Annotated in this window: 22 protein-coding genes and 4 pseudogenes; 12 read left to right on the top strand and 14 right to left on the bottom strand. The window is 52.7% G+C overall.

The window, feature by feature from the left end; all coding sequences use genetic code 11:
- Positions 1 to 126: 126 nt before the first annotated feature.
- From A6301_RS14380 to A6301_RS14405, 6 genes are all read left to right on the top strand, one after another.
- Complete coding sequence (locus A6301_RS14380; protein WP_107168482.1) at positions 127 to 804, top strand: amino acid ABC transporter permease; 678 nt, start codon at positions 127 to 129, stop codon at positions 802 to 804.
- Between the two features lie 8 nt (positions 805 to 812).
- Positions 813 to 1,478 carry an amino acid ABC transporter permease gene (locus A6301_RS14385; RefSeq protein WP_107168481.1) on the top strand — a complete coding sequence of 222 codons (666 nt, stop codon included), beginning with the start codon at positions 813 to 815 and terminating at the stop codon, positions 1,476 to 1,478.
- A 23-nt stretch (positions 1,479 to 1,501) separates the two neighbouring features.
- Complete coding sequence (locus A6301_RS14390) at positions 1,502 to 2,314, top strand: amino acid ABC transporter ATP-binding protein (RefSeq protein ID WP_205542936.1); 813 nt, start codon at positions 1,502 to 1,504, stop codon at positions 2,312 to 2,314.
- A gap of 15 nt (positions 2,315 to 2,329) precedes the next feature.
- Positions 2,330 to 3,247 carry an aminotransferase class IV gene (locus A6301_RS14395; RefSeq protein ID WP_205542938.1) on the top strand — a complete coding sequence of 306 codons (918 nt, stop codon included), beginning with the start codon at positions 2,330 to 2,332 and terminating at the stop codon, positions 3,245 to 3,247.
- A gap of 208 nt (positions 3,248 to 3,455) precedes the next feature.
- Complete coding sequence (locus tag A6301_RS14400) at positions 3,456 to 5,510, top strand: hypothetical protein (RefSeq protein WP_234258098.1); 2,055 nt, start codon at positions 3,456 to 3,458, stop codon at positions 5,508 to 5,510.
- A 19-nt stretch (positions 5,511 to 5,529) separates the two neighbouring features.
- Positions 5,530 to 5,862 carry an EmrE family multidrug efflux SMR transporter gene (locus tag A6301_RS14405; protein WP_234258099.1) on the top strand — a complete coding sequence of 111 codons (333 nt, stop codon included), beginning with the start codon at positions 5,530 to 5,532 and terminating at the stop codon, positions 5,860 to 5,862.
- Between the two features lie 85 nt (positions 5,863 to 5,947).
- On the opposite strand, the gene A6301_RS14410 is transcribed toward A6301_RS14405, so the two are convergent.
- From A6301_RS14410 to A6301_RS14430, 5 genes are all read right to left on the bottom strand, one after another.
- Positions 5,948 to 6,970: an NADP-dependent oxidoreductase gene (locus A6301_RS14410; RefSeq protein WP_215483248.1), complete on the bottom strand. Its 1,023-nt coding sequence runs from the start codon at positions 6,968 to 6,970 to the stop codon at positions 5,948 to 5,950.
- Entirely contained in the window at positions 6,967 to 7,377 is a 411-nt protein-coding gene (locus A6301_RS14415) for a hypothetical protein (protein ID WP_215483247.1), read from the bottom strand. Before A6301_RS14415 ends, A6301_RS14410 begins: the two co-directional genes overlap by 4 nt.
- 3 nt (positions 7,378 to 7,380) lie before the next feature.
- Entirely contained in the window at positions 7,381 to 8,199 is an 819-nt protein-coding gene (locus tag A6301_RS14420) for an oxidoreductase (RefSeq protein WP_215483246.1), read from the bottom strand.
- Between the two features lie 131 nt (positions 8,200 to 8,330).
- Complete coding sequence (locus A6301_RS14425; RefSeq protein ID WP_215483245.1) at positions 8,331 to 9,113, bottom strand: SDR family oxidoreductase; 783 nt, start codon at positions 9,111 to 9,113, stop codon at positions 8,331 to 8,333.
- 75 nt (positions 9,114 to 9,188) lie between these two features.
- Positions 9,189 to 10,280 carry an alkene reductase gene (locus A6301_RS14430; protein ID WP_234258100.1) on the bottom strand — a complete coding sequence of 364 codons (1,092 nt, stop codon included), beginning with the start codon at positions 10,278 to 10,280 and terminating at the stop codon, positions 9,189 to 9,191.
- Positions 10,281 to 10,413: 133 nt separating this feature from the next.
- On the opposite strand from A6301_RS14430, the gene A6301_RS14435 reads away from it, so the two are divergent.
- Positions 10,414 to 10,974: a TetR/AcrR family transcriptional regulator gene (locus A6301_RS14435; protein ID WP_215483243.1), complete on the top strand. Its 561-nt coding sequence runs from the start codon at positions 10,414 to 10,416 to the stop codon at positions 10,972 to 10,974.
- A 90-nt stretch (positions 10,975 to 11,064) separates the two neighbouring features.
- On the opposite strand, the pseudogene A6301_RS14440 reads toward A6301_RS14435, so the two are convergent.
- The 3 genes and pseudogenes from A6301_RS14440 to A6301_RS14450 all read right to left on the bottom strand — a co-directional run.
- Positions 11,065 to 11,793 (bottom strand): annotated as a pseudogene (locus tag A6301_RS14440) (IS110 family transposase); the annotation flags it as partial.
- Between the two features lie 100 nt (positions 11,794 to 11,893).
- Positions 11,894 to 12,568 (bottom strand): glutathione S-transferase family protein, encoded by a 675-nt coding sequence (locus A6301_RS14445; RefSeq protein WP_215483242.1) that lies wholly within the window; start codon positions 12,566 to 12,568, stop codon positions 11,894 to 11,896.
- 78 nt (positions 12,569 to 12,646) lie between these two features.
- Positions 12,647 to 13,393 carry an SDR family oxidoreductase gene (locus tag A6301_RS14450; protein ID WP_022633091.1) on the bottom strand — a complete coding sequence of 249 codons (747 nt, stop codon included), beginning with the start codon at positions 13,391 to 13,393 and terminating at the stop codon, positions 12,647 to 12,649.
- A 137-nt stretch (positions 13,394 to 13,530) separates the two neighbouring features.
- Here A6301_RS14450 and A6301_RS14455 point away from each other — a divergent pair.
- Together A6301_RS14455 and A6301_RS14460 are read left to right on the top strand one after the other, a co-directional pair.
- A pseudogene (locus A6301_RS14455) lies at positions 13,531 to 14,422 on the top strand (LysR family transcriptional regulator).
- Positions 14,423 to 14,484: 62 nt separating this feature from the next.
- Positions 14,485 to 14,744: pseudogene (locus A6301_RS14460) on the top strand (helix-turn-helix domain-containing protein); the annotation flags it as partial.
- Here the strand turns inward: A6301_RS14460 and A6301_RS14465 are convergent.
- Positions 14,720 to 15,017: pseudogene (locus A6301_RS14465) on the bottom strand (helix-turn-helix domain-containing protein); the annotation flags it as partial. The pseudogenes A6301_RS14460 and A6301_RS14465 overlap by 25 nt on opposite strands.
- A 284-nt stretch (positions 15,018 to 15,301) precedes the next feature.
- Positions 15,302 to 16,390: an NADH:flavin oxidoreductase/NADH oxidase gene (locus tag A6301_RS14470; protein WP_234258101.1), complete on the bottom strand. Its 1,089-nt coding sequence runs from the start codon at positions 16,388 to 16,390 to the stop codon at positions 15,302 to 15,304.
- An 87-nt stretch (positions 16,391 to 16,477) separates the two neighbouring features.
- Here A6301_RS14470 and A6301_RS14475 point away from each other — a divergent pair, with 87 nt between their 5' ends.
- From A6301_RS14475 to A6301_RS14485, 3 genes are all read left to right on the top strand, one after another.
- Entirely contained in the window at positions 16,478 to 16,783 is a 306-nt protein-coding gene (locus A6301_RS14475; protein WP_234258102.1) for a helix-turn-helix transcriptional regulator, read from the top strand.
- Between the two features lie 152 nt (positions 16,784 to 16,935).
- Positions 16,936 to 18,483 (top strand): FGGY-family carbohydrate kinase, encoded by a 1,548-nt coding sequence (locus tag A6301_RS14480; RefSeq protein WP_234258103.1) that lies wholly within the window; start codon positions 16,936 to 16,938, stop codon positions 18,481 to 18,483.
- The gene (locus tag A6301_RS14485) at positions 18,480 to 19,508 is read left to right on the top strand and encodes a 2-hydroxyacid dehydrogenase (protein WP_234258104.1); all 1,029 of its coding nucleotides are present in this window, start codon (positions 18,480 to 18,482) and stop codon (positions 19,506 to 19,508) included. Before A6301_RS14480 ends, A6301_RS14485 begins: the two co-directional genes overlap by 4 nt.
- Positions 19,509 to 19,539: 31 nt before the next feature.
- On the opposite strand, the gene A6301_RS14490 is transcribed toward A6301_RS14485, so the two are convergent.
- From A6301_RS14490 to A6301_RS14505, 4 genes are read right to left on the bottom strand one after another with little or no spacing between them, the layout of a single operon-like run.
- Positions 19,540 to 20,481, bottom strand: coding sequence for a sugar kinase (locus A6301_RS14490; protein WP_234258105.1), 942 nt, complete (start codon positions 20,479 to 20,481; stop codon positions 19,540 to 19,542).
- Positions 20,482 to 20,534: 53 nt separating this feature from the next.
- Positions 20,535 to 21,533: an ABC transporter permease gene (locus A6301_RS14495; protein ID WP_234258106.1), complete on the bottom strand. Its 999-nt coding sequence runs from the start codon at positions 21,531 to 21,533 to the stop codon at positions 20,535 to 20,537.
- Entirely contained in the window at positions 21,530 to 22,519 is a 990-nt protein-coding gene (locus A6301_RS14500; RefSeq protein ID WP_234258107.1) for an ABC transporter permease, read from the bottom strand. The genes A6301_RS14495 and A6301_RS14500 overlap by 4 nt, the downstream gene beginning before the upstream one ends.
- Positions 22,516 to 24,066: a sugar ABC transporter ATP-binding protein gene (locus tag A6301_RS14505; protein ID WP_234258108.1), complete on the bottom strand. Its 1,551-nt coding sequence runs from the start codon at positions 24,064 to 24,066 to the stop codon at positions 22,516 to 22,518. The genes A6301_RS14500 and A6301_RS14505 overlap by 4 nt, the downstream gene beginning before the upstream one ends.
- Between the last annotated feature and the right edge of the window lie 2 nt (positions 24,067 to 24,068).

Below are 24,068 nucleotides of genomic sequence, written 5' to 3' on the forward strand. Positions count from 1 at the left end.
TAAAAGGAATATTAACACCACGTTTTATTATTTATTTATCATTTTTTCGACCTGCTAAGATGCATCGGTTCTAACAAAATAAGAAACCTATTTCCTAATTACGTTGTTTCCAGGGGTTCTGTATCTATGTCGTATCAGTGGGATTTTTCTGCCATCTGGCCTTACCACCAGTTGCTGTTGGAGGGGCTATGGGGAACGATAAAGATCGGTGCCACCAGCATCCTGATCGGGATGGTGGCAGGTATGGTACTTGCCGCGATGAAAATGTCGCCTCGATGGTTATTGCGCCTGCCCGCCGTAGTGCTGATTGGCTTCTATCGCAATACGCCAGCGATTGTGCATTTCTTCTGGATTTACTACGCCCTGCCCGTCATTACGCCGTTAACGTTTTCACCTTTCACTGCCGCCGTGATCGCGCTGTCCGCACAGTCTGGTGCCTTCTATGCAGAGGTCTATCGGGGAGCGATTTCCTCGATTCACGCGGGACAGTGGGAAGGGGCAAAAGCGCTCGGTATGCCAAAATCAACTGCGCTACGTCGGGTCATTCTTCCTCAGGCGTTACGCCGGATGATCCCCCCCTTTATTGAGCGCTCGTTTGAACTCATCAAATCCACGTCGCTGGCATCATCACTGGCCTACAGCGAACTGCTTTATCAGGCGATGCAGATCAACAGCCAAACCTACCGACCGCTGGAAGTCTACAGTCTGGTGGCGGTGATGTATTTCACCCTGCTGCTGCTGATTAGCCTGTTCAGTCAACATATTGAGAAACGGCTGTCGCTGGCAGACCGTCGGCTCGCGTAAGGAATATCATGCACTATCAATGGGATTTCTCGCTGGTCTGGGACAACATTCCGGTGTTGCTGAAAGGCCTTGGCGTCACGCTCGAGCTGTGGCTGCTGGCCGGTGTGATGGGAACCATACTCGGGCTGACTTTCGGTATTTTTCGCGTATTTGGAAAATGCTGGCTGTCATTACCTGCCAGAATCTTCGTCGAAATATTCCGTAATACGCCGGTCCTGATTCAGTTGATCTGGTTTTATTACGCCTTTCCGGTTCTGGTCGGCATACAGTTCAGCACCTTCGCCGCCGCGGCGCTGGCGCTGACGCTGTATAGCGCCGCGTACTGCACCGAAATTTTCCGCGCCGGGCTGCAATCCATCGACCACGGACAGTGGGAAGGCGCGAAAGCGCTGGGGATGCGGCACACCGTAGTCTTGCGGCGGGTCGTTCTGCCTCAGGTACTGCGCAACATGCTGCCAGCCTTGACCAACCGGATGATCGAACTGGCCAAAGTGACCTCACTGGCTTCCATACTGGCCGTCAACGAACTGATGTACCAAGGACGGTTGCTGAGCAGTACCTATTATCGTCCACTGGAAATCCTGACGGTGGTGGCGCTGCTCTATTTTGTTTTGATCTGGCCGGGGAGTTACCTTGCCGCACGACTTGAACGTCGTTTCCGTTCAACCCCTTAGCCTGACGGTGAAACAGGTTTTTTATGAGTGACACTATTACCTTGAATGAAAACAGTACGTTGAATGAAGATATCGCTCTGCGTATCCGCGGACTCCAGAAGCACTTCGGTGCCGTTGAGGTACTAAAAGGCATCGATTTGGATGTACGACGCGGCGAAAAAATTGCCATTATCGGCGGCAGCGGTTCGGGAAAAAGCACCCTGTTACGCTGCCTAAACTTCATGGAGATACCCAGCGCGGGCACCATCGAACTGGATGGCGTTGTGCTGGGAAAAACCAATGCACAAGGCCAGCGCGACTACCCGGAAAAGCAGCTTTGCGCCGTGCGGGAACGCGTAGGAATGGTGTTTCAGCAGTTCAACCTGTTTCCCCATATGACCGTGCTGGAAAACGTGCGTGAAGCGCTTGTGTCGGTGAAGAAAATGCCGCGACATGAAGCAGATATCATCGCCAAAACCCAGTTGGAAAAGGTCGGGCTAGGTAACAAGCAACAAGCTCGCCCTGCCAATCTGTCCGGTGGGCAGCAACAACGCGTAGCGATTGCCCGTGCGCTGGCGATGTCGCCAGAGATTATGCTGTTCGATGAGCCAACATCGTCACTGGACCCGGAACTGGTAGGCGAAGTGCTGCATACCATCCACGCGTTAGCAGAGGAAGGTCGTACCCTCCTGTTGGTCACCCATGAACTGGGGTTTGCCTATCACTTCGCCGACCGCGTCGTGTTTATCGAAAATGGCGTGATCCATGAAATGGGTAGCGCCGAGCAGGTACTCAAAAATCCACAACAGCCGCGTACACAGGCTTTTCTTGCCCGCTTTGCCGAGCGAGCTTTTTAATTCAGGGACAGCATAATGCAACCTACATTATCCAACCAAAGCAGTCAGGCCTATTTGCAAGATCCGCGTAACAACGACGTACAGGTATATGTAAATGGAGAATTTGTTCATCGCGATAACGCGGTGGTGTCGATTTTTGATTCCGGCTATGTGTGCGGTGACGGCGTATGGGAAGGCTTGCGCTTGGTTAATGGCCGCCTGATTGCGTTGGACGCCCATCTGGATCGCCTGTTTGACGGCGCGGCGGCGATCCAACTGGATATCGGCCATAGCCGGGACGCGCTGACCGATATTCTCTATAAAACATTGGCAGTCAATGGGATGACCGATGGCGCACATCTTCGCCTGATGATTACCCGAGGGAAAAAGCAGACCCCGAATCAAGATCCTCGCTTTATTCTCGGCGGCGCAACCATCGTGTGCGTGGCAGAGTACAAGGTCGTCGATACGGCGGCGAAAAAACGCGGGCTGACGTTGTTTACTTCTACCTACCGCACCAGTACACCGGACGTCTTCGATCTGCGACTCAATTCGCACAGCCGCCTTAACCTTATTCAGGCACTGCTACAGGCGTTGCAGGCCGGAGCCGATGAAGCACTGATGCTGGACCCATACGGTTTTGTCGCCAGTTGCAACTCAACCAACTTTTTTATCGTCCGTCGCGGTGAACTGTGGACGTCATCGGGGCGTTACTGCTTTAACGGTATTACTCGCCAGACCCTTATCAATCTTGCTCACGCCAACGGACTTACGGTCAAGACTCAGGATTTTACGCTGGCAGAAGCGCTCACCGCCGATGAAGCCTTTGTGACTGGCACGCTGGCAGGCATCACCCCGGTAAAAGCGCTGGATGGCCACCTGTTTAGCGCCGAACATCGCCCGGTTACCGAACAGCTCAGCCGCTGGTATGAGGCGTATCTACACGCGCAGTGATTGAGACGTATCGTCATGATAGCCATGACGATGCCGCTAAAGTCAGTGCCGCATAAGGAATGTATTGGCTCAGACTTAATCTGACCGTGTTGTGTATTAGAATGCGATTAAGTCTGATAGCCCACAACGAATTGATTCAACGAAATATTAACCGTTAGAAACATTTCATGTAACCTATGCGCTCTTTTTCAAAGGAGCAGGTCAGGGAATGAAAGTCGTAAAGTTACTGTTTGGCATCCTACTACTGAATATGGTCATAGGGGTCAGCACGGCTATCGCAGCCCCGGATGACACCCCACCTCCTTTTTACGCAGGAAAAACGCTGGCGCATCCGATCATTTCGGGCGCACGCGACAGCAGCGCCCTGCTGGTTTTCATTCAGGAAAACCAGGCGGTCAACGGCTATTACTGCTTCTGTAGCGAAGAGGATCACCGTGTCGATCACCTTCCCCACCTGCTCGGAACCTTCCCCGATTCCACCATCGAATCGGTGTTTTATGCCGACGTGGATAAGGCGGGTCAAATCACGCTGGTGTTAAGTAAAAGCCACGGCAAGTTCGCCCTGCGCAGTTGGCGTTATATTGAAGACGGTAGCTATATTCCGGTACTGAGTTTACAACCGGTTCTGGATAAGCTGGTTCGCGAAAATAAAGATCTCAATTCAACGTTGATAAAACGCGCCCTCGGGCAGCTTCCGCCTTATGACTACAGCGCGCACTACCCTACGTTCGATAATCACGATTTCGATAACATTGATTTTACCCAAGGCAACGTTGTCGGCTGGTATCTTGACGATGGCACACCTTCCCATGCTGCGAAACAGCCAGCAGAAAACGTCTATGCCTATAAAAAAACCTTCGCGGAAAAAGATGGTTTATTTCTCACCGTAACGTTCCGCCGCGTGGAAGACAGCGCAACGCCTGGATTTCGCGCGACAGCTATCAGTTGGCAAGCCGATCCGGCTAAATTCAGCGGCAGCGAGAATGGGCCTTATGTCTATTACTCGGAGCAATATGGCTTAGTTAAAGGTTTTTTCCAACATGGCATTCCTGAGGGAAAATGGGTCACCGTCGGCGAAAATTTCAGCAGTTCAGGTAGCTATATAGCGGGACAACAGCAAGGCCAGTGGATCATCAGCGATGAGCAAGAAACGGCAACGGGATTGATGAAAAACGGTGAGCGCGAAGGCCGTTGGGAGATAACCGACGGCGTGGGTGGCATAACACCAGAGCTGAGTGGCTTCGATACTTATCTCAGCGGTCTGCGCCATGGTCCCAGCGAGCGTCGTCTGGCGGGCGTGCTGCGCTCGAAGGGCGATTATGTTGATGACCAGCCTGAAGGCATGTGGATCACCGAAAACGGCGAAGGCCCGTTTGTGAAAGGCGTGGCTAACGGGATGTGGAAGCTAAAGACGGCTGACGGCGAAATCCAGCAGGTCGAACTGATCGCTGGCATAAAGCAGGGGGAACTACGCTGGAGTGATAAGCAAGGTCATCTGACACAACTCATTTATTATAAAGATAATCTTCCTCACGGTGTGTATCAGAAGTTTAACGCTGCCGGAAAAATGGTTTATCAGGCTGACTATGTCATGGGCAAACTGGAGGGTCGTGAAATCGAATATTACGACGATGGCACCACCGTGCGCGCCGATCGCGGTTACCGCAATGGCGAACTCGACGGCCTGTATCGCTATAATTTCCCTGACGGAAAACCGCAGTCCATATCGACCTACGATCGCGGTGATGAAGTTGGGCTAATGCAGGAATTCACCGCTGCTGGTGTCAAAATTACCGAGCGTAATTACTGCCCTCTGTCGATGAGCGGTCGCGGCTACTGCGGTAAACAGCAAACCTTCAACCCTGACGGCACCCCACTCACCGAAGCCGATTATCTGTTCAACCGTCAGCAAACCAATAATACCTGGTATGCCAACGGCCAGCGTAAGGATGAAACGCGTATCGGCACCGATGACAGCTACACCCAAATCAGCTATTACCCTAACGGTCAGATGCAATGCATTAGCCGCGCGCAGGGTTTCAAACCATTGGTGGTCGATGGTAAAGAGTACAAAAATTATCAGGGCGCGCTGCGCCAGGGCGAAAGCGCCTGTTATTACCCCGATGGCAAAGTCAAAAGCAGCGGAATCTGGAAAGATGGCAGGCTGACCACAAAATGTGAAACACGTTTCGATGAGAATGGAAAACAGACCGCCCCCGGACCTAACGGCTGTGTGATTCCGAAATGGGAATATGAGCGCTGATCTTTATGGATAAACTGCTATGAACACCTATATTCTTCTTGGCTTGGCCATCGTTGCTGAAGTGATTGGTACAACGCTGATGAAATACTCTGAAGGGTTTAGCCGCTTATGGCCCTCAGTGGGGACAATCTCTTGCTACGCCGCCGCGTTCTATCTGCTTGCGCAGACACTGGCACACATTCCTACCGGAGTAGCGTATGCCATCTGGTCAGGCGCGGGAATTGTGCTGATCAGTTTGCTGGGCTGGTTGGTCAGCGGACAGAAGCTGGATCTGCCCGCCATACTGGGGATGGGGCTGATTTGCGCGGGCGTGCTGGTGATTAATATCTTTTCGAAAGTGGCACCGCATTGAGTGAGGTTATAGGGAGGCCGGTGCTTTCTATTACACACTGGCCGAGATAAAGATCAGTCCCAAAAACAGATTCAAACCTTACTTATTATGATTCCTGCATCCTAACGACCACTTTTCCTTTCGCATGCCCTTGGGCAAGGTAGGCAAGGGCCTCCTTCGCCTCTGCAAAGGGAAAGACCTTGTCGATGACAGGCTTGATGTGTTCAGCTTCTATGAGTTCGCCGATTTGGGTGAGTTGATTGCCGTCAGGACGGACAAAGAGAAATGAATAGGTCAGGCCCCGTTTTTTCGTAAGACGCATAATCTTGCGGCTCATCAATCCGAACACAAAACGCAGTAAGAGGTTTAGCCCCCGGGATCGTGCGAACACGGCATCTAACGGCCCGGTGAGAGAAACGATCTTTCCTCCGGGCTTAAGAATTTGGGTGGATTTTTCAATCGTATCACCTTTGACCGTGCCAAGGACGACATCGTAGCCACTCAGCACGTTTTCGAATTCTTGCTTTTTATAATCAACCACGTCGTCTGCGCCAAGACGACTCACCCACTCGACGTTGCCTGAACTGGTTGTCGTTCCCACCTTTGCGCCAAGGTGCTTCGCCAGTTGGATCGCAAAACTGCCAATTCCCCCGGAACCTGCCGGGATGAAAACCTTCTGACCAGGTTGCAGCCTGGCTCGCTCTGTCAGCGCTTGCCAGGACGTGAGGCTCACCATCGGAAGCGAAGCTGCCTGCACGAAGTCCAGGTTAGCGGGTTTCATTGCTGCGGCGCTTTCAGGCACCACTGCAAATTCAGCAAGAGATCCCGTTCCCAGGTCAAAAATGCTGGCAAAAATTTCGTCGCCTGGCGTGAAACGCGTCACGCGACTCCCCACGGCAACAACAACCCCGGACAAGTCGCTGCCCAATGTGGCGGGGAGCTTAAAATGCAAAACCGGCTTAAATATTCCGGTTGGGATAATATTATCAATCGGGTTCAGACCAACCGCGTAAACGTTAACCAGGATTTCATCAGCATTGATTGCAGGATAATCGACGTTATCGAATCCTGATTCAGGGGATTTACCATAGCGTTTAAACGTAAATGCTTTCATCGTCTTAGTCTTCATTTGTCCTTTCCCCTGGCGCGTTTGTCAGTAAAATTTTTCTTAGCGGACCTGTTGCTGAGCAAAAAGGCAATCCCGAGGAATAGCTCAATAAATACTGCAAACAGGATCTGCCCGTTAACGTGTCCTTCACGCCATTCAACGATGCCCAGTACGGCTAAAATAATAGATATCGTGCTGATACCGGCGGCCAGAGCATAACGAGCTAGTGAAGGCTCTGCATTTCTGGCGAATAAACACATCACCCCGATTCCCACAAAAAATGCCGCACAGCGACGACTGATCACGCCGGTACCTGGCGTCGGTTCAATTCCCCACTGCGTTAAGAGCTGTTCTGGGAACAACATCCATAACGTGGCCAGGATGAAAAACAACACAGAGGTCAGAATAGCCAAGTGAAAAAATTTCATTATTTATTCTTTCGCATCAAGCTGAAGACTGTTGCGCACTACCTTATCCAGGAATGACGAAGGCGCGAATCTGAGCATAAAATTCAATTTACCTGCCAGCGTTCCCGCCGTGTAGCGCACCTTCGGGTGTAAAGTCTGAGCCGCTTTAACCACCACGTCAGCCACCACCTCCGGGCTTTCCGCTTCGGCCATGGCCTTGCTAACCACTTTCTCCAACTTAGCCCGGATGAGGTCATACTCTTCAAGCCTGGCATCCGGCTCGATATTATTGTTTTCAAACTGTGTTTTCATGTAAGCAGGTTCGATGACAGACACTCTGATGCCCTGCGTGCGCAGCTCATGATCCAGTGCTCCCGTATACCCTTCGACCGCATGCTTACTGGCCGCATAAAGTGCCACATACGGCAACGGAACGATCCCGAGTATCGAACCGATATTAATGATGCGCCCGCTGCCCTGACGGCGCATGTGAGGGACAACTGCCCGCGTCAACCTGACGATGCCCAGAAAGTTGGTGTCGAAAATGTGCCTGGCCTGCTCGACAGAACTTTCTTCCGCCGCCGCCGGAGCGACCCCGAAGCCCGCATTGTTCACCAGAACATCGATCCGCCCCTCTAGGCGCAGCAACTCATCAACGGCAGCCACGACAGAAGCGTCGTCCGTCACATCAAGCGTCAACAAAGGAAACAGATGCGTTCCCACCTGGGAGCCACGCCGGCTCGTGCCATATACCGTATACCCAGCCGCTAAAAGTTTATGGGCAGACGCTTCGCCGATACCTGAGGAAGCGCCTGTAACCAGTGCTACACGTTTTTTTGTCATGCTGAATAAGGCCTCATGATTTGTTTGAGGTTTCTCATCAAAGATGAGACGACACGCTGTGAGGGATTTATGTCGGATTTACCTCTCTGCAGAACAGCCAAAAGACCATTCTGCAGAGTGCAACTCATTGACTAAAGTGCTTTATATCGCTCTGCGGCTTCATCTTGTTTGATGTCTGAAAGCAAAGCCTGACGCGAAGCATCGAGGGTGTCCCAGCGTGCAGCATTATGTAACGGTGGGATGGTGACGAGTTCACGGCGATCAAAGCCAACCAGTGCGGCATCCACTAACTCGCCCACTTCCATGAATTTTGACGAATTACTGATGTCGATACCCGCACGTTCCCAAATTTCCGTGTAAGTGCCGGCAGGGAGCACCGCCTGGATATAAATGCCCTTGGATGACAGCTCTACATTCATTCCCTGAGACAAGAAAAGAACGAAGGCTTTGGTTGCGCCGTAAACCGTCATCGCAAATTCTGGGGCGAGTCCGACGATGGAACTGATGTTGACGATCGAGCCTTCTCCGGCTTTTACAAATCGTGGCGTCACCGCACTAGCAAGTCTCGTCAGGGCGGTGACGTTGAGCGCGATAAGGCTTTCTATCGAATCAGGCGTCTGCTCTGTAAAACTGCCGGACTGCGCGATACCCGCGTTATTGATAAGAATGCCAATCTGCGCGTCTTCACGCAGGCGAGCTTCGACCACGGCTAAATCACTCGTTTGCGTGAGGTCAGCAGGCAAAACATCGACAGAAATGCCATTTTCCTGTCGCAAGCGATCCGCAAGTGTCTCTAACTTTGCTTTGTCGCGTGCAACCAAAACAAGGTTGTGGCCCCGGCGGGCGAACCGTTCAGCGTAAACAGCACCAATACCCGTGGATGCGCCTGTAATGAGAACTGAAGCTTTAGTCATAAGTTGTTCTTCTTTTTAATGTATAAACAGAAACCGCAATGTGCGACGTGTGGATAACCGGCGACACCTGTGGTTCTACTTGTTGGCCTCAGTGAGCGACGGATAATCGGTATATCCCGCTGCGCCACCGCCATAAAGTGTTTCAGGATTGAGTGAGGCCAGAGGCGCGTCAGTCTTCAGCCTTTCGACCAGATCCGGGTTGGCGATGAACGGACGACCGAACGCGAACAGATCGACTTTGTCTTCCGCGAGTTGAGCGGACGCCAGCGCCAAGTCATAGCCGTTGTTACCGATGTAGGTGTTTTTAAAACGTCGACGCAGGGAGCCGTAATCGAACGGTGATGCATCACGCGGGCCGCCCGTAGCGCCTTCAACCACGTGGAGGTACACGATACCTAAAGCATTAAGTTGATCAGCGACGTAGTCATATTGCGGTTGCGGATCGCTGCACGAAATCGCATTAGCAGGGGAAACCGGTGAAATGCGTACGCCGGTTCGGTCAGCACCAATCTCCTCTTTAACGGCAGCCGTGACTTCTAACAGCAGCCGGGCGCGGTTCTCGACAGAGCCGCCGTACGCATCGCTACGCTGATTGGCACCGTCTTTAAGGAATTGTTCCAGCAGATAACCATTCGCGCCGTGGATCTCTACGCCGTCAAATCCGGCGGCAATAGCATTGGCAGAGGCCTTTCTGAAATCGTCGATAATCCCCTGTATTTCCTGCAACTCCAACGCACGTGGCTCAGAAACGTCAGCAAATCCGTTGTTCACAAAGGTTTTAGTCTCTGCACGGATAGCAGACGGTGCGACCGGCGCAGCGCCACCTGGCTGTAAATCAATATGCGAGATCCGTCCTACGTGCCATAGCTGTATAAATATGCGCCCACCTTTGGCATGCACCGCGTCAGTTACTTTGCGCCAGCCCTCGATCTGAGCCTGCGTGTAGATCCCCGGCGTATCCTGATAGCCCTGTGCCTTTTCTGAGATCTGCGTAGCTTCGGTAATCAGCAATCCTGCGGTGGCACGCTGGGCGTAATAGGTCGCCGCCAGTTCGCCGGGAACCAGACCTGCTCCGGCACGGTTACGCGTCAGCGGTGCCATCACGATATGGTTGGCAAGCGTAATGGGCCCCAGATTGTAAGGTTGAAATAGTGGTTGGTTCGTCATGTTGTTTTCCTGGTAGGCAGTAGGTGAAGGCATGCACGCAATGATGATGATCGTAATCTAAAAAGTCAATCCATTTGATTACGATCATCATCAATGTATACTTAACCCTATATTTTGAGAGGGGTAGAAGAGTATGAAAGTATCGAAAGAGCAGGTTCGGGAAAACAGAATGCGCATTGTTGAAACGGCCTCAGAACTTTTTCGTGCGCGCGGTTACGATGGAGTGGGTGTCGCGGAACTGATGTCCGCAGCAGGGCTAACTCACGGCGGGTTCTACAAGCACTTTGGCTCTAAGGCTGATCTGATGGCGGAAGCGATGAGCTGCGGTTTTACACGCTCTGCAGAAAGCACGGTAGGTGTGAACCGGGAAAAATTTGTTGAATACTACCTCTCCCGCCAGCATCGCGATGATATGGGAAAGGGTTGCGTGATGTCTGCTCTGGGCGCAGATACAGCACGTCTGTCTGAATCCATTAAGGCAACATTTGCGGCTGGCGTTGAAAATCAACTGACCATTTTAGCAAATGAAAACCGTGCGGAAAGCGGAACGCGTGCTGAACTCATCGACACCATCGCACATCTTGTTGGCGCCCTGGTGCTGTCCCGTGCCTGCCCTGATGATTCCGCTCTGGCAGATGAGATTCTGGATGTTTGCCGCACACGTATTCTCAGTCAGGATGCTCATAAGGATTGAATTTGCTGGGTAACAGGAATTTTTTCTGAGCAGTGCAGATAAATAAATCACCAATGCCTGCTTCACGCCCTGAGACATTCGACAAACTTTTTATGGCTTCAGTAAGGGCGAGCGTCGCGCTTCGAGAGCCAGCAAATATTTCGCTTCGTCGTACTGGGTTCTGGTCTTCCAGCAGCGGTAAATGATCCTTATCCATTTGAATACCAGAGCCCAGATGGCTGATTGATGCGATTTCCCTTTTTCTCGCGGGCTCTGGTAATACAGTCTGGCCCAGTATGATGAGTTAACCGTCTTGGCAGCCCATTCAACAAAAGTTTGCCTGACGAACTTCGCACACTGCCATCGCCAGTGAACCCAGGATTTCTGGCCACGTCGTTCTGTCACCGGTGCAATACCTGCATAGTTTTGAATTTCTTCAGCGCTGTTAAACTGGTCACAGTTATCACCCAGTGCAGCAAGCATCCGTGGGCCCGTACACGGCCACATGCCCAGAAGTGATTTGAACAGATCTGCATCCAGAAGAGTATCGAATAACGATTCGATTCGCTCGTCGTAGGTTCTGATGAGGTCACCTACCAGTTTGATTTGCGATGCAGGTGCTGTTGCCATTAGCGCGTTCGCCTCGATGACACTTTTATCGGTGGTCAGGGGAATAGCGATGGCAATGCTTGCGATCCGCTACTCTGTATATGCAACAGCAGGACCATCGTTAGCGTTCATAAAATGATGGATGGTATCGCTCCGGGCCCGCTTGAGTTGTTGCAGACTGGGCCAGCGGATTATTAGCTCGCAGAACAGAGAACTGTCCCGATGCGTGAAGCGGAAGTTCAAAATTGTCCTCTCAGTTGGTGGAGGAATTACTCACATTGCAGTGTTTTAATCAACGGGGAGCCGGTCACGGTTTCCCTTGTTAATATCTTCAAGCAGCGAGAATAGCAGAATGCTGACGAAGATGATTTTGGAAAAGTTCTGCATAATCTGATGATACAGCGGCTTTTACGCTTTCCCTTTTCGCAAGTGCGGCTTTCCATGCGCAAGCACGCGGAAGTCCCTCAAAAATCGCCTCAGATACTGATGCATCGATGATGGAGAAGTAACGGAAAATAGGCGCGTAGACCGCATCAACCATACTGAATTCGGCACCAGAGAAATAAGGCCCTAAGCTCAATTCAGATTCAATACGTTCAAGCTGCTCACGGAACACCGCGCGTTTGCTGTCTGCAATGGCCTGATCAGTCGCATTTAAAAATTGCCATGCATTGCCAAGCATTGATGTAGAGAACTCGATCCATGCGCGCTGTCTGGCTCTTACTAATGCATCGTCAACATACATCGGATCACCGTCTTGCGTTTCATTAAGGTACTCGCAGATCACCATACTCTCGAAAATAATGGCATCTTCGCCGTTTGCCTGACGCACTTTAAGTAGAGGCACCTTGCCTGTGGGTGACAGAGCCAGAAACCAATCAGGTTTCGCCGATAAGTCTACATTTACGCGTTCAAATGGCACATTTTTCTCGAGAAGAACGATAGCTGAACGCTGCACAAAGGGACATAGTGGGTGGCTAATAAGTGTTAGGTTATGGATAGACATCTCAAACTCCAGATAAAATGATAGCCCGCCGCTATAAAGGTGTCGGGCTTGATGAATGGTAAATCTTATTTTGGTGGCTTAGATTGAAACGCCGCCGTCGATGATGATTTCTGAACCCACGGTCCAGGCAGACTCATCAGATGCAAAGTAAAGTACCGCTTGCGCAACTTCTTGAGGTTTACCAAAACGACCTGCTGGGATGGTTGCAACGATATCTTTCATCACTTGATCATGATATTCCACTGGAATCCCCGCCTTATCGTAAAGCGGTGTATCAACAGGGCCGGGGCTCACTGCGTTGATACGAATTCCACGAGAAAGTAACTCGTTAGAAAGTGTTTTCGACATGTTCAGCAATGCCGCTTTGGTTGAGCCATAAACGGAAGAGTTCTCAGGTCCGGTGTGAGCATTAATAGAGGTATTAAAGACCACTGATGCAGAGCTTGCGAACACTGGCAGCAGCGCCTGCATTAGGAAGTAAGGACCTTTAACGTTGATATCATAAATGCGGTCGAACATCTCTTCTGTCCATACCTCGATTGGCATATACATTGAGATACCCGCATTCAGGAAAGCGATATCCAGTTCACCAAAGTGTTCCTTAACCGTTTGAGCCAGTGCTTTCTGTGCGTTCACATCAGCGGAATCAGCGCTCACGACTAACACATCATTACCCAGTTCCACTTTCGCCTTTGCGATAGAATCAGGGTTAACACCAGTAACAATTACGCGTGCACCTTCTGCAACAAACAGCTTCGCTGTTTCAAGACCAATACCACTTGTTCCACCCGTAATCAGTGCGCGTTTACCTTGTAATCTAGACATGTAAAAATCTCCTGTTAGTTTTAACAACCGATCGGCGAATGACCGATTTGATAGTCACTATAAGCTCATGCTCATATAGTGATAAGATTGTATTTTTAAATATCTTTCATGCATTAAAAGCATAAGTGGGTTTTAGGATGGATAGATTACTTTTGATGACATGCTTTGTCCGTACCGCTGAAACAGGCAGTTTTTCCGCAGCCGGTAGGGATTTAAGCTTAGGGCAACCGAACGTGAGTCGTCATGTTGCAACCCTCGAGGAACATTTGCAGACCCGATTACTTCACAGATCAACCCGCAAGCTTTCCCTAACTCCTGAAGGAGAACGTTATTATTTGGAAGCAAGGCGTATTCTGGAAGCCGTCGAAGAGTCAGAGTCTTCTTTCAACCCCCACAGGGCTATTACGCGTTGCTTGCCCCACAGCATTGGCTCACACATTCTTAGTCCCGCACATCCCAGATTTTTTAGAACGCTACCCTGAACTAACACTCGAGCTACAGATTAATGACCGCTATATCAATCTCGTTGATGAAGGAGCTGAGCTGGCAATCCGCATTGGACACCTGGAGGACAGTGCTATGCGTGCCCGCAGACTTGGCATGTATGAGCGAGTCTGTGTTGCCAGTAACAAGTACTTAGCTAAACACGGACCCCCCACTACCCCAGAAGATTTAAAAAAACATGATTGTTTGATCTATACCTTGCTAACAACAGGAGCTACCTGGAGATTTCAGGATATCAATGTACCTATTTCTGGTCGGCTCAGGGTCAATTCACCAGAAGCAGTACAGAAATTTGTCAATGCAGGGGTTGGGATCGCACAGGGCCCAGAATGGCTGTTCGAGGAAGGGCTGGAAAATGGCAACTTACAATTATTGCTGACTGATTACACTGCACCGCCTGTTCCCATTCAAGCCGTTTATGTTGCTAATCGACTTTTACCAAAACGAGCGATTGTGTTCATGGATTTTGTTGCGGAAATTTTTGAAAAAAATCCCGCCTTCAAAGTTTACAACTCAATGAAATGAGCCTGAGATAACGAATATATCTGAATCATTAGTAAAATTTAATCAATCTTAGGCTATGTCCCTTAGAGCAGCTCGCTGATGCATCGAATATGACGACCCGCACGCTTAATCGTAAAATGAAAACGCTTGTGCAGGAAAGTCCGAAAGGTTTCATTACGCGAGTTTGTATCGAAACGGCATCGGTCCTTCTGGAAAGTCCGGGCAAAACCATTTTTCAGATCGCAAATGCATGCAGGTACGGCGATGAAACTGCTTTCAGGCGTGCCTTCAGTACCGTGATAGGAATGTCCCCAGGAATTTCAGAGAGCGGCTAATCGTGGAGGGGCTATTGATAATCTATCAGCGATGTCCCTGATACTACGTTTTGCTACCAGCCCTCTGGATATATCCTCTCTTTCATCAAGTGAAAGAGCTAACGGATGCCGCTTTCTCACACGGGTCGATACCCACCAGTCTGGTGAATAGTGGGCATAATAGAAGAATGATACCTGTCGAACATTCTGGCGATATCGTGTAGGGAATCACCTTGCTTGTATCTGTCCCAGATAATCGCTTTCTGTTCCGGCATGTAGTTAATACGCGTTCTTCGTTTCATGGCAACGTCCCCCTTCGATTAAGGATAGCGTTGCATCGGCCCGTTGAACTCACAGCACAAAGCAGCCAAATTAGGCATACCCCTGAGCAACGAAAGTATCAACTCAAATCTGGGCTGGTACATCGGGAACACATCATTGACGGCTCGGAAGGTGGGTATGGCACCGAAGGAACCGCGTTAGCGGCGTAATTACTGCCATCCCGCTAAAAAAAGTGCTGAGGGTGCCAGCGATTGGGCACCCTCAGTCGGACATACATCAATGTCACAAAGATATTGATCGGTGATTAATAACGTTCCAGCCAGTGAGCGTACGGCGTTGGCAGCGTCCACGAGGCGCGATCGATGCCCAGTTCGCGTGCAGCCTGATAGCTCCAGTGCGGATTCGCCAAATGCGCTTTCCCTACCATCACCAGATCCAACTGACCTGATGCCACCGCTTGCTCAGCCAGTTCCGGCGTCCCGAAGCCCCAAGCGGAGGACACAGGAAGATCGGCCTGCTCACGCACCTGCTGAGCAATCGGTCCCATAAAGGCCGGTGCCCACGGAATATTGGCTGCCGGCGTAGAGAAACCAATGCTGACGCTCAGCATATCCAACCCTGCGGCTTTGAAACGGCGCGTCAGCTCAATAGATTCTTGCAGCGTTTCGTCATCGCGGCCGTCAAATTCAATCACGCCGAAACGGGCAGTCAACGGCAGGTGTTGTGGCCACACGTCGCGAACGGCAGCCAGCGTTTCCAGCAGGAAACGGCTACGGTTGTCAAAACTGCCGCCGTACCGATCGTTGCGTTTATTAGAGTGAACGGAGAAGAAACTCTGTGCCAGATAGCCGTGAGCAAAATGCAGCTCCAGCCATTCAAACCCAGCGTCCAGCGCGCGACGAGCGGCAGCGACAAAGTCATCACGAACGCGAGCGATATCTTCCAGCGTCATTTCCTGCGGTTGCTTGGGCAAATTCGCACCGAAAGGCGCTGCGGAAGGGGCAATCGTCTGCCAACCGCGCGAGTCACCCGCAGGGATATGATCATCGCCTTCCCAAGGAACGTTGGCACTGGCTTTACGTCCGGCGTGCGCAATCTGAATACCCGGCACGGAGCCCGCATCCTTAATGGATTTGGCGACCTTGGCAAACGCCTGTGCCTGTTCATCATTCCAAATTCCAGTACAGCGCGGAGAAATGCGGCCTTCAGGAGCAACAGCCGTCGCTTCCACGATAACCAACCCCGCGCCACCGCGTGCCAGCGAGGCATAATGCACCTGATGCCATTCGTTGATCAGGCCATCGTTCGCGGAATAGGTACACATGGGTGGAACGGCAATGCGGTTGCGTAGCGTAATGTCTTTCAATTTGAAGGGTTGAAACAGTGCGGACATAACATTTCCTACCTTGTCTGGTTACTTCGATATTTCGATATTAATCGAACAATGGATTTTAGACAACCCTGTCGCTATAATTCATCTATGAGACCTTTTAAGCACCCCTCTCCTGAAGAATTTACTCTTGAGCGCGTCCTGTATGCCTTGAGCGATCCGTTACGCCTAGCCATTGTGCGCTGTTTATCCGTACAAGAGGAAGCGACGTGTAGCGAACTCGATGGCGGTCGCCCGAAATCCAGCGTGTCGCACCATTTCCGCGTGTTGCGCGATTCGGGTCTGCTGCACACCAGCAACAGCGGCACCACGCACATCAACCGGCTGCGCCGCAGTGAAATGCAACAGCGCTTTCCCGGCCTGCTTGACGCCATTCTGTCTCAACCCGCAGAGTAAACTTCTAGCATTCATGGCGGTTTTTCCGCCATTGCGCTTTCCCCGCTATTCCAGAATTGACGCTTTGCTTTGCATTTCTATGAATATAGCGGCCGCTACTTTTCCATTATTCTGATGCTGATACGGTTTTTACAAGGCAGGGTCAGAACACGATGGATTACTACATTGGCATTGATATCGGGACCTCCAAGGTCAAATCGGTGTTATTCGATGCCGATTTCAACGAACTTCAGATTGCGTCAGCCAACACCGTGACCTATTCCCCCCTTCCCGGCTATGCCGAACAAAATATGTCCCATGTGTGGGATGGGGTGCTTTCAACCCTGAAAACGTTGGCAACCTCACGACGATTACAGCATGGTCGCATTCGCGCCATCGGGTTGGCCGGACAAGGTGAAGGGGTCTGGCTAAGCGATCGTCACGGGCAGCCAGTGCGGCAGGCCATCCTCTGGAGCGATACCCGAACAGCGGAGCAGGTTCATCAGCTCAAACAGCGCCCGAATCTGGAAGCGACAATCTTTCCTGAAACCGGCTCTCCGCTGCTCCCTTGCAACAGCGCACAACAGCTACGCTGGCTGTTGCAACATCAGCCGGATGCGTTGAACGACGCCGATTACTTCTTTTTTGCCAAAGACTGGGTACGTTTTCGGCTGACGGGACAGGCCAATCTGGAACTGACCGATGCCGGTACGTCGCTGCTGGATCTGCACAGCGAGACGCTGTCAAAAACCGTGCTGGATAAACTGGATTTACACGCGAGTCGGCCACTTTTTCCGCCGCTGCTTTATCCCGATGACATTGCCGGAACGCTTAGCGACACCGTCGCCGCACTAACAGGCTTACCCGCTGGCATTCCCGTTTGTGCAGGCGCGTTAGATGTGTCTGCTGCCGCGCTGGGTATCGGCGCGATTCACGACGGCGATATTTTTACTATTCTCGGCACCACCTGCTGTACCGGCATTGTATGCCGTGGTTTAACGCGGGTGAGTCTGCAAACCCGTTTTGTCGCACACGCCTGGCCGGGTCACTATCTCAACCTGTTCGCGATGCAGTCCGGCACGCCGAATATTGACTGGGCGTTAAATACGCTGGCTGACGATGCCGATTTTCAGACGATCGGCGCGCGTATTGCCGATGTGCCACCCGGCAGCGGTGGCGTCTTCTATCAACCTTATCTTAATGGTGAACGTGCGCCGTTTTACAGTACCTCGGCACGAGCGGGATTTTTCGGTATCGAGCAGTCCACGACCAACGCCCATTTGCTGCGTGCGGTCTTTGAGGGGCTGGCCTATGCGATTACTGACTCGCTCAGCGGCTATCCTGCCCACGGCGATCTCTACATCGCCGGTGGAGGGGCGGCGTCAGCGATCTGGCTGCAAATTATCGCGGACTGCACTGGACGACGGGTGATCGCCAGCTCGGTCAAAGAGTTGAGTGCATGCGGCGCTGCGCGCCTTGCTGCCCTGTCGGTCGGCGAAAGTGCCAATAAGATGCCCTCAGCAAATACCCAGGCACTGACGTTTCTCCCTGATGCCGACACACATCGGCGCTATCAAACGCTGTTTCCGGTTTTTCGCCAACTTCGCGACCAGCTACAGCCGCTCTGGCAGGCACGAGCTCAGGCGCTTAAGGCTCTAGACAATCACAACACCGCGCATTCCTCCAGCGCACTCATCTCACAGGAAAGCATTGCTTCATGAAAATCGTGTTTACCGCAGAATATAGCGGCAGCCTTGATGCCTTCCACGCATTGGGGGAGCTGGTGGTGGACGGCTGGGCCATCGGTCACCCTAAACTTAGCGAAACGTCTCTGATTCGTCTGGCAGAGAACGCCGACGTTATTATCACCAGCTATGATGATATTACCGAGCGGGTCATTGAGGCCTGCCCTCACCTTCGGCTTATTGCCTGTACCCGCGCCAACCCGGTCAACATCGATGTTGAGGCCGCACGCCGCCGAGGCATTCCGGTGCTTTACACGCCCGGACGCAATGCCGATGCCGCCGCAGAATTAACGCTGGCACTGATGCTGAATGCCACGCGCCACATCCCTCAGGCGCATAGTGCACTCAAGCGCGGTGAGTTCACCCGCGACACCGACGCCGCCTTACAGACACAGGCGGGGTTGCGGCACGATGTGGTATGGGACGTGGACAAACACAGCCCGTATGAAGTATTCAAAGGCGGTGAACTGCGCAATAAGACGCTCGGTCTCATCGGCTATGGCAGTATTGGGCGTCGGGTTGGGAAACTGGCGCGCGCCTTTGGCATGCAGTTACTCATTGCCGATCCCTACGTCGCAGCCGAAGAGATTGATGAACCCGGCATTCGGAAGGCTGCTCTGGACGAGCTGTTTTCACAGTCCGATTTCGTCAGCCTGCACTTGAACAGCACGCCGCAAACCCAGGGACTGGTCAACCTCGACAGGCTCAGAACGATGCGCCCTAGCGCCTATCTCATCAATACCTCGCGTGCCGCGGTGATCGTCGAAGCAGACCTGATTACGGCACTACGCGAAAGGTGGCTGGCAGGAGCGGCCCTTGACGTTTACGACAGCGAACCGCTTTGGCGTCATCATCCGTTCATTACCGAATTTGATAACGTGGTACTCACGCCGCATATTGCGGGTGCGACGCGAGAAACGCTGGTGAAACACACCGCCATGATCGCGGCCGACCTGCAACGGTTCATTCACGGCGAACCGCTGCTTTACGAGTGGAAATAGACGCGGCACCGATCTCGTCGGTCAGCGTCTCTTAATAGGTCGGCGTCTCAGCCATAAACCTCAGCGTATGCTCCCAGTCAATCACACCCGCATCGGAGCCCAATCCGGTGGCAACCAGCCCTGAAACGGCCGAACCGAGCTGGCAGGCCTGTTCCACCTCCCAGCCTTTTGCCAAACCGGCAATAAAGCCGCCGCAGTAGCTGTCACCGCAGCCGGTCGTATCCGACACCGTCACCCGATAAGCGGGAATACGCAACGAAAAATCCTGACCAAATACGTAAGAACCTGCCGCTCCGGCTTTGAAAATACAGGTGCCGACGCCGCGTTCGAGAAAGAAAGCCGCAATCTCTGCCGGAACCGTCAGGCCGGAAATAAACGCGGCCTCTTCCAGCGAGGGCATAAAGTAGTCCACATCCGGCAACAGCAGCGTCAAGAGCGATAGCGTTTCCGCGTTCGGCGCGATCAGGTCAAAACTGGTCGTCAACCCTTTCGCTTTGGCGTGGCGAAGCAGACGCGCACTCTGTCCCCGATCCATTTGCGCCAGCAGCCCCGTACCACCGTGGTGTAAAAAGCGGGCATTGCACACGGCGTCAAAATCCTGCTCGTCGATGAACAGATGATCTGACGCCCCGCGATAGTGCAGCGCCGGACGTTCGCCGTCCGGGCGGATAGTCAGAATCGTCGCCGACGTCGAGGCTGCCGCCGTTCGCTGCACCAATGAACAATCAATGCCCAATTTGCGATAGGCAGCCAGAATAAAATCCGCCTTCTCATCCTCGCCCAGACACGCCACCGTTGCGGTATTAATCCCGAGTTTGGCCGCGTTCATTGCCGCGCCGCTAGCCGTACCTGCGGGATTAAGACGGATCTCGTCAATAAAGTGTACGCCACCGCCTTCGGGCAACCCTGTTACTGGCCGACCCGCAACATCCAGAATGGTTAATCCGACAAACACCGCATCAAACTGACTCACGCTCACTCCTTCACATGCTGTTTTTATTCATATTTTTATTTATGTTCAATTAGTTACTGCCGCTGGCGCAGCCGCCCTTGCAGAAAGGAGAGCGCCAGTGCCAGCACTAAAATCACACCGCTTAGCGCATCTCTTACGATGAAGTTCAGCCCCATCAGATTCAAACCGTTAGCAATCATGGCGAGAAACAGCACGCCAATTAACGTGCCGACGACATTCGGTCGCCCCTGAGCATGAAACGCCGTGCCGATGAAAACGGCAGCAATTGCATCCATCAGGTAAGCCTGCCCAGCCAGCGGCGTAAACTGACGCAGATTGGCCGATAGCAATACGCCGCCAACGGCACAGGTCACCGAGGTCACAACCAGCAGCCAGAACATCGTACGCCGTACATTAACTCCGGCAATCAGCGCCGCCGACGCATTCAGTCCCATCGCGTAAATACGTTTACCGGCAATGGTCCGTTCAAAAAACAGGTAATAAGCCAGCCACAACACGGCCACAATCAGGATTGGCACCGGAATGCCCCACAGATCGCCCACGGCCAGCTCGTGATACTGCGGTGCCATCCGACGATAAGCAATTGGCCCGCCACCCTCAGTGTAAATACGTTCGATACTGCTGCCGATAAACCACGTTCCCAGCGTGGCCAAAAACGGCTTAATCCGACAATGAATAATCAGTATCGCATTAAGCAACCCTACCAGCGCCCCGCCCACCAGTGCGGCCAGCACCGCTGCCTGCCACGGCAGGCCATAGACTTTGAGTGCCACCAGTGCGAAGGCTGCGCCAAAATCCAGCGCAACCCCCACGGACAGATCGATACCGCCCGCCGTCACCACTAGCGTCATTGCCAATGCCACAATCAGCAACACGGCGCTGCCCTGAAGCAGATTTCCCCCATTATCTAGCGTCAAAAATATCGGATTTTGTAGCGAGAAAAATATGAGAAAAGCCAGCAAGATGACCAGAAACCCATAGCGGATAAAGAACGCCAGCCCTGATTTAGTACCCGGTAGCGCAGGCAACACCGCCAAAGAAGGATTCTTCATACGTGGCTCCTTTGCCTGCGTAGTGACGCGGCGGTGAGTACCACCAGAATCAGCACTCCCTTAATCGCACCGACCCAGAAGATATCGACCCGCAACAGTGCCAGACCGTTCGACAGAGCGTTAACCAGCAGCGTTCCCAGCAATGCGCCCCAGATCGTCACCACCCGACGACGAGAGAACGCCGCACCGAGGAACGTCGCCAGCACCATCTCCAGCAACAGCGGTTCCGCCGTACCGGGAGAACTGCCTGAGCCTTGAGCTACCAGCGTTAACGAGGCCAGCGCCGCCGCCAGTGCGCCTAATAGATATGAACCGATAACCAACGGCGTGTGGGAAATTCCCGACAGCTGCGCCGCTTCGCGATTTCCACCCGCAGCCTGCAAATGCTGTCCCCAACGGCTGTGGTGAACGATAAACTGAAACAGGACGAAGACCAGCAGCATGAACCAGACCGCCAGCGGTAGCCCAAGCAGGCTACTATCGCGAAACGCGACAATAGCCGGATCGCTAACGCTGATACGCCGCTGCTGCGTCAGCAAATTAGTCAGGCCGATAACCGCGACAGAACAGGCTAGCGTCGCCAACAGCGGCGGTAGCCTAATCGCCACCACCAGCGCCGCATTCACTCCCCCAGCCATTAGCGCAGCCCACGCCACCAGCAGAATCAGCCACGAGTAGCCGATGCTCGCATTTGTCAAACCGTCGCTGATTATCGCCACCGCGAGCACGGCAATCGCCGGTAGCGAGAGATCGATACCGCCGGAAACGACATCATCACCGCCCCCTGTAATGACGCAAACCAGCCCAAAACACAGGATCGCCAGCGGTGCGCTTTGGCGCAAAATAATGGTGATATTTTGCCAACTGAGAAAATAAGGGGCGTTCAGACAGAGGAATAACAGCAGCGCGGCAAAGAGCAGTAAGGGAATATGATTCAAAAACCAGACGACACGCGGCGCTGGACGCGCAAAAGGTAACGTGCTCATGATACTGCCCCCAGGGTTTTGCCACTGCTGGTCAGTGCCAGTAGGCTATCCAGAGAAAGTGCTTCGGTCGCGACATCAGCGATAAGCTCGCCACGCCACATTACCAGAATGCGATCGCAAAGCCCCAAGAGTTCACTATCGTCGCTGGAAGAGACAATAACGGCCCGCCCCTCGGCGGCTAGCTGTCGGGTAAGCTGATAAATGTCCGCCTTCGCGCCAATATCAACGCCCAGTGTCGGCTCATCAAGAATGAACAGACGAGTATCCGTCTTCAGCCAACGTGCTAGTATCGCCTTTTGCTGATTACCGCCACTTAAATTACGTACGGGCAGACTCACGTCACGCGGCCGGATATCCAGCATTTGTGCCAGATGGTTCGCCTGCGCGGCGGCTTTTTTACGTCGTAGCCAGCCGCGCCAGGCAACCGCGGGCAAGGAGGCCAGCGTAATATTATCCGCTACAGATAGCGGTAAAATCAGTCCGTCATGGCGGCGGTCGCGCGGCACCAGCGCCATTTTCTGTGCGATTGCCTGTACCGGCGAACGCGGGCGCAGCGCCTGACGATTAATCACAATATGTCCATCACGGGCAGGGGTTATGCCATAGAGCGCATCAATCAATGCCTCACGTCCCGATCCCAACAGCCCCGCAATGCCGACAATTTCTCCCGCTGCAACCTGAAAGCGTATCGGCTGAAAATGTTGCCGATCGGTCAATTGTTCAACCTGCAACAGCGGTGCCCCGGTGAACGTTCGCTTTTCTCCGTCGGGAAACAGGCTGGCGATCTCGCGCCCCACCATCAAACGAATCATCATGTCGATATCTTTCGTCTCGGGGAAATCCAACGTCGTCACGCTCTTGCCATTGCGTAAAACAGTGACGCGATCGCAAATATCCGCAATTTCATTGAGATAGTGGGAAACATAGATAATGGCGATACCACGCTGTTTCAGCGTCTGAAGCGTGTGCAGCAACTGCGCAGCTTCACGTGCTTCCAGCGGTGCGGTCGGTTCATCAAACACCACCAGCCGCGCCTTGCCATCAATCAGTGCGCGCGCGATTTGTACCAGCTTGCGCTGCGCCAGACTGAGATCCCGAATGAGCTGATTGGCATCGATCGTTAGGTTAAACGTGTGCTGAAAAAATTGCTCCGTTTCACGCCGCATCGCCCGACGATCGACGCCTCGCCAGCGGGCCAGCCGTTCCTGACCGAGAAACACCGATTCCGCCACGGTAAAATGAGGAATCAGATGCAGTTCCTGATGGATAAAACGCACGCCGCATGCGTGGATTGCCGCAGGCGTCACGGAGGTTAGCCGTTGTCCATCAATAGCAATCTCGCCGCCGTCTGGGGCATAGACCCCAGCCAACACTTTGATTAAAGTCGATTTTCCCGCACCGTTTTCCCCGATCAGGCCAAGAATTTCTCCTGGCTGAACCGTTAGCGATACGTTATCCAGTGCGGAGATTCCCGTAAACTGCTTGCTGATGTGCGTCATTGCCAAACCGCCGCCGGACGGCGACGGAGCAAAGTCATATCCCCCCATAG

It is taken from the genome of Pectobacterium sp. IFB5596 (assembly GCF_021432585.1).
Classification (GTDB): domain Bacteria; phylum Pseudomonadota; class Gammaproteobacteria; order Enterobacterales; family Enterobacteriaceae; genus Pectobacterium; species Pectobacterium punjabense.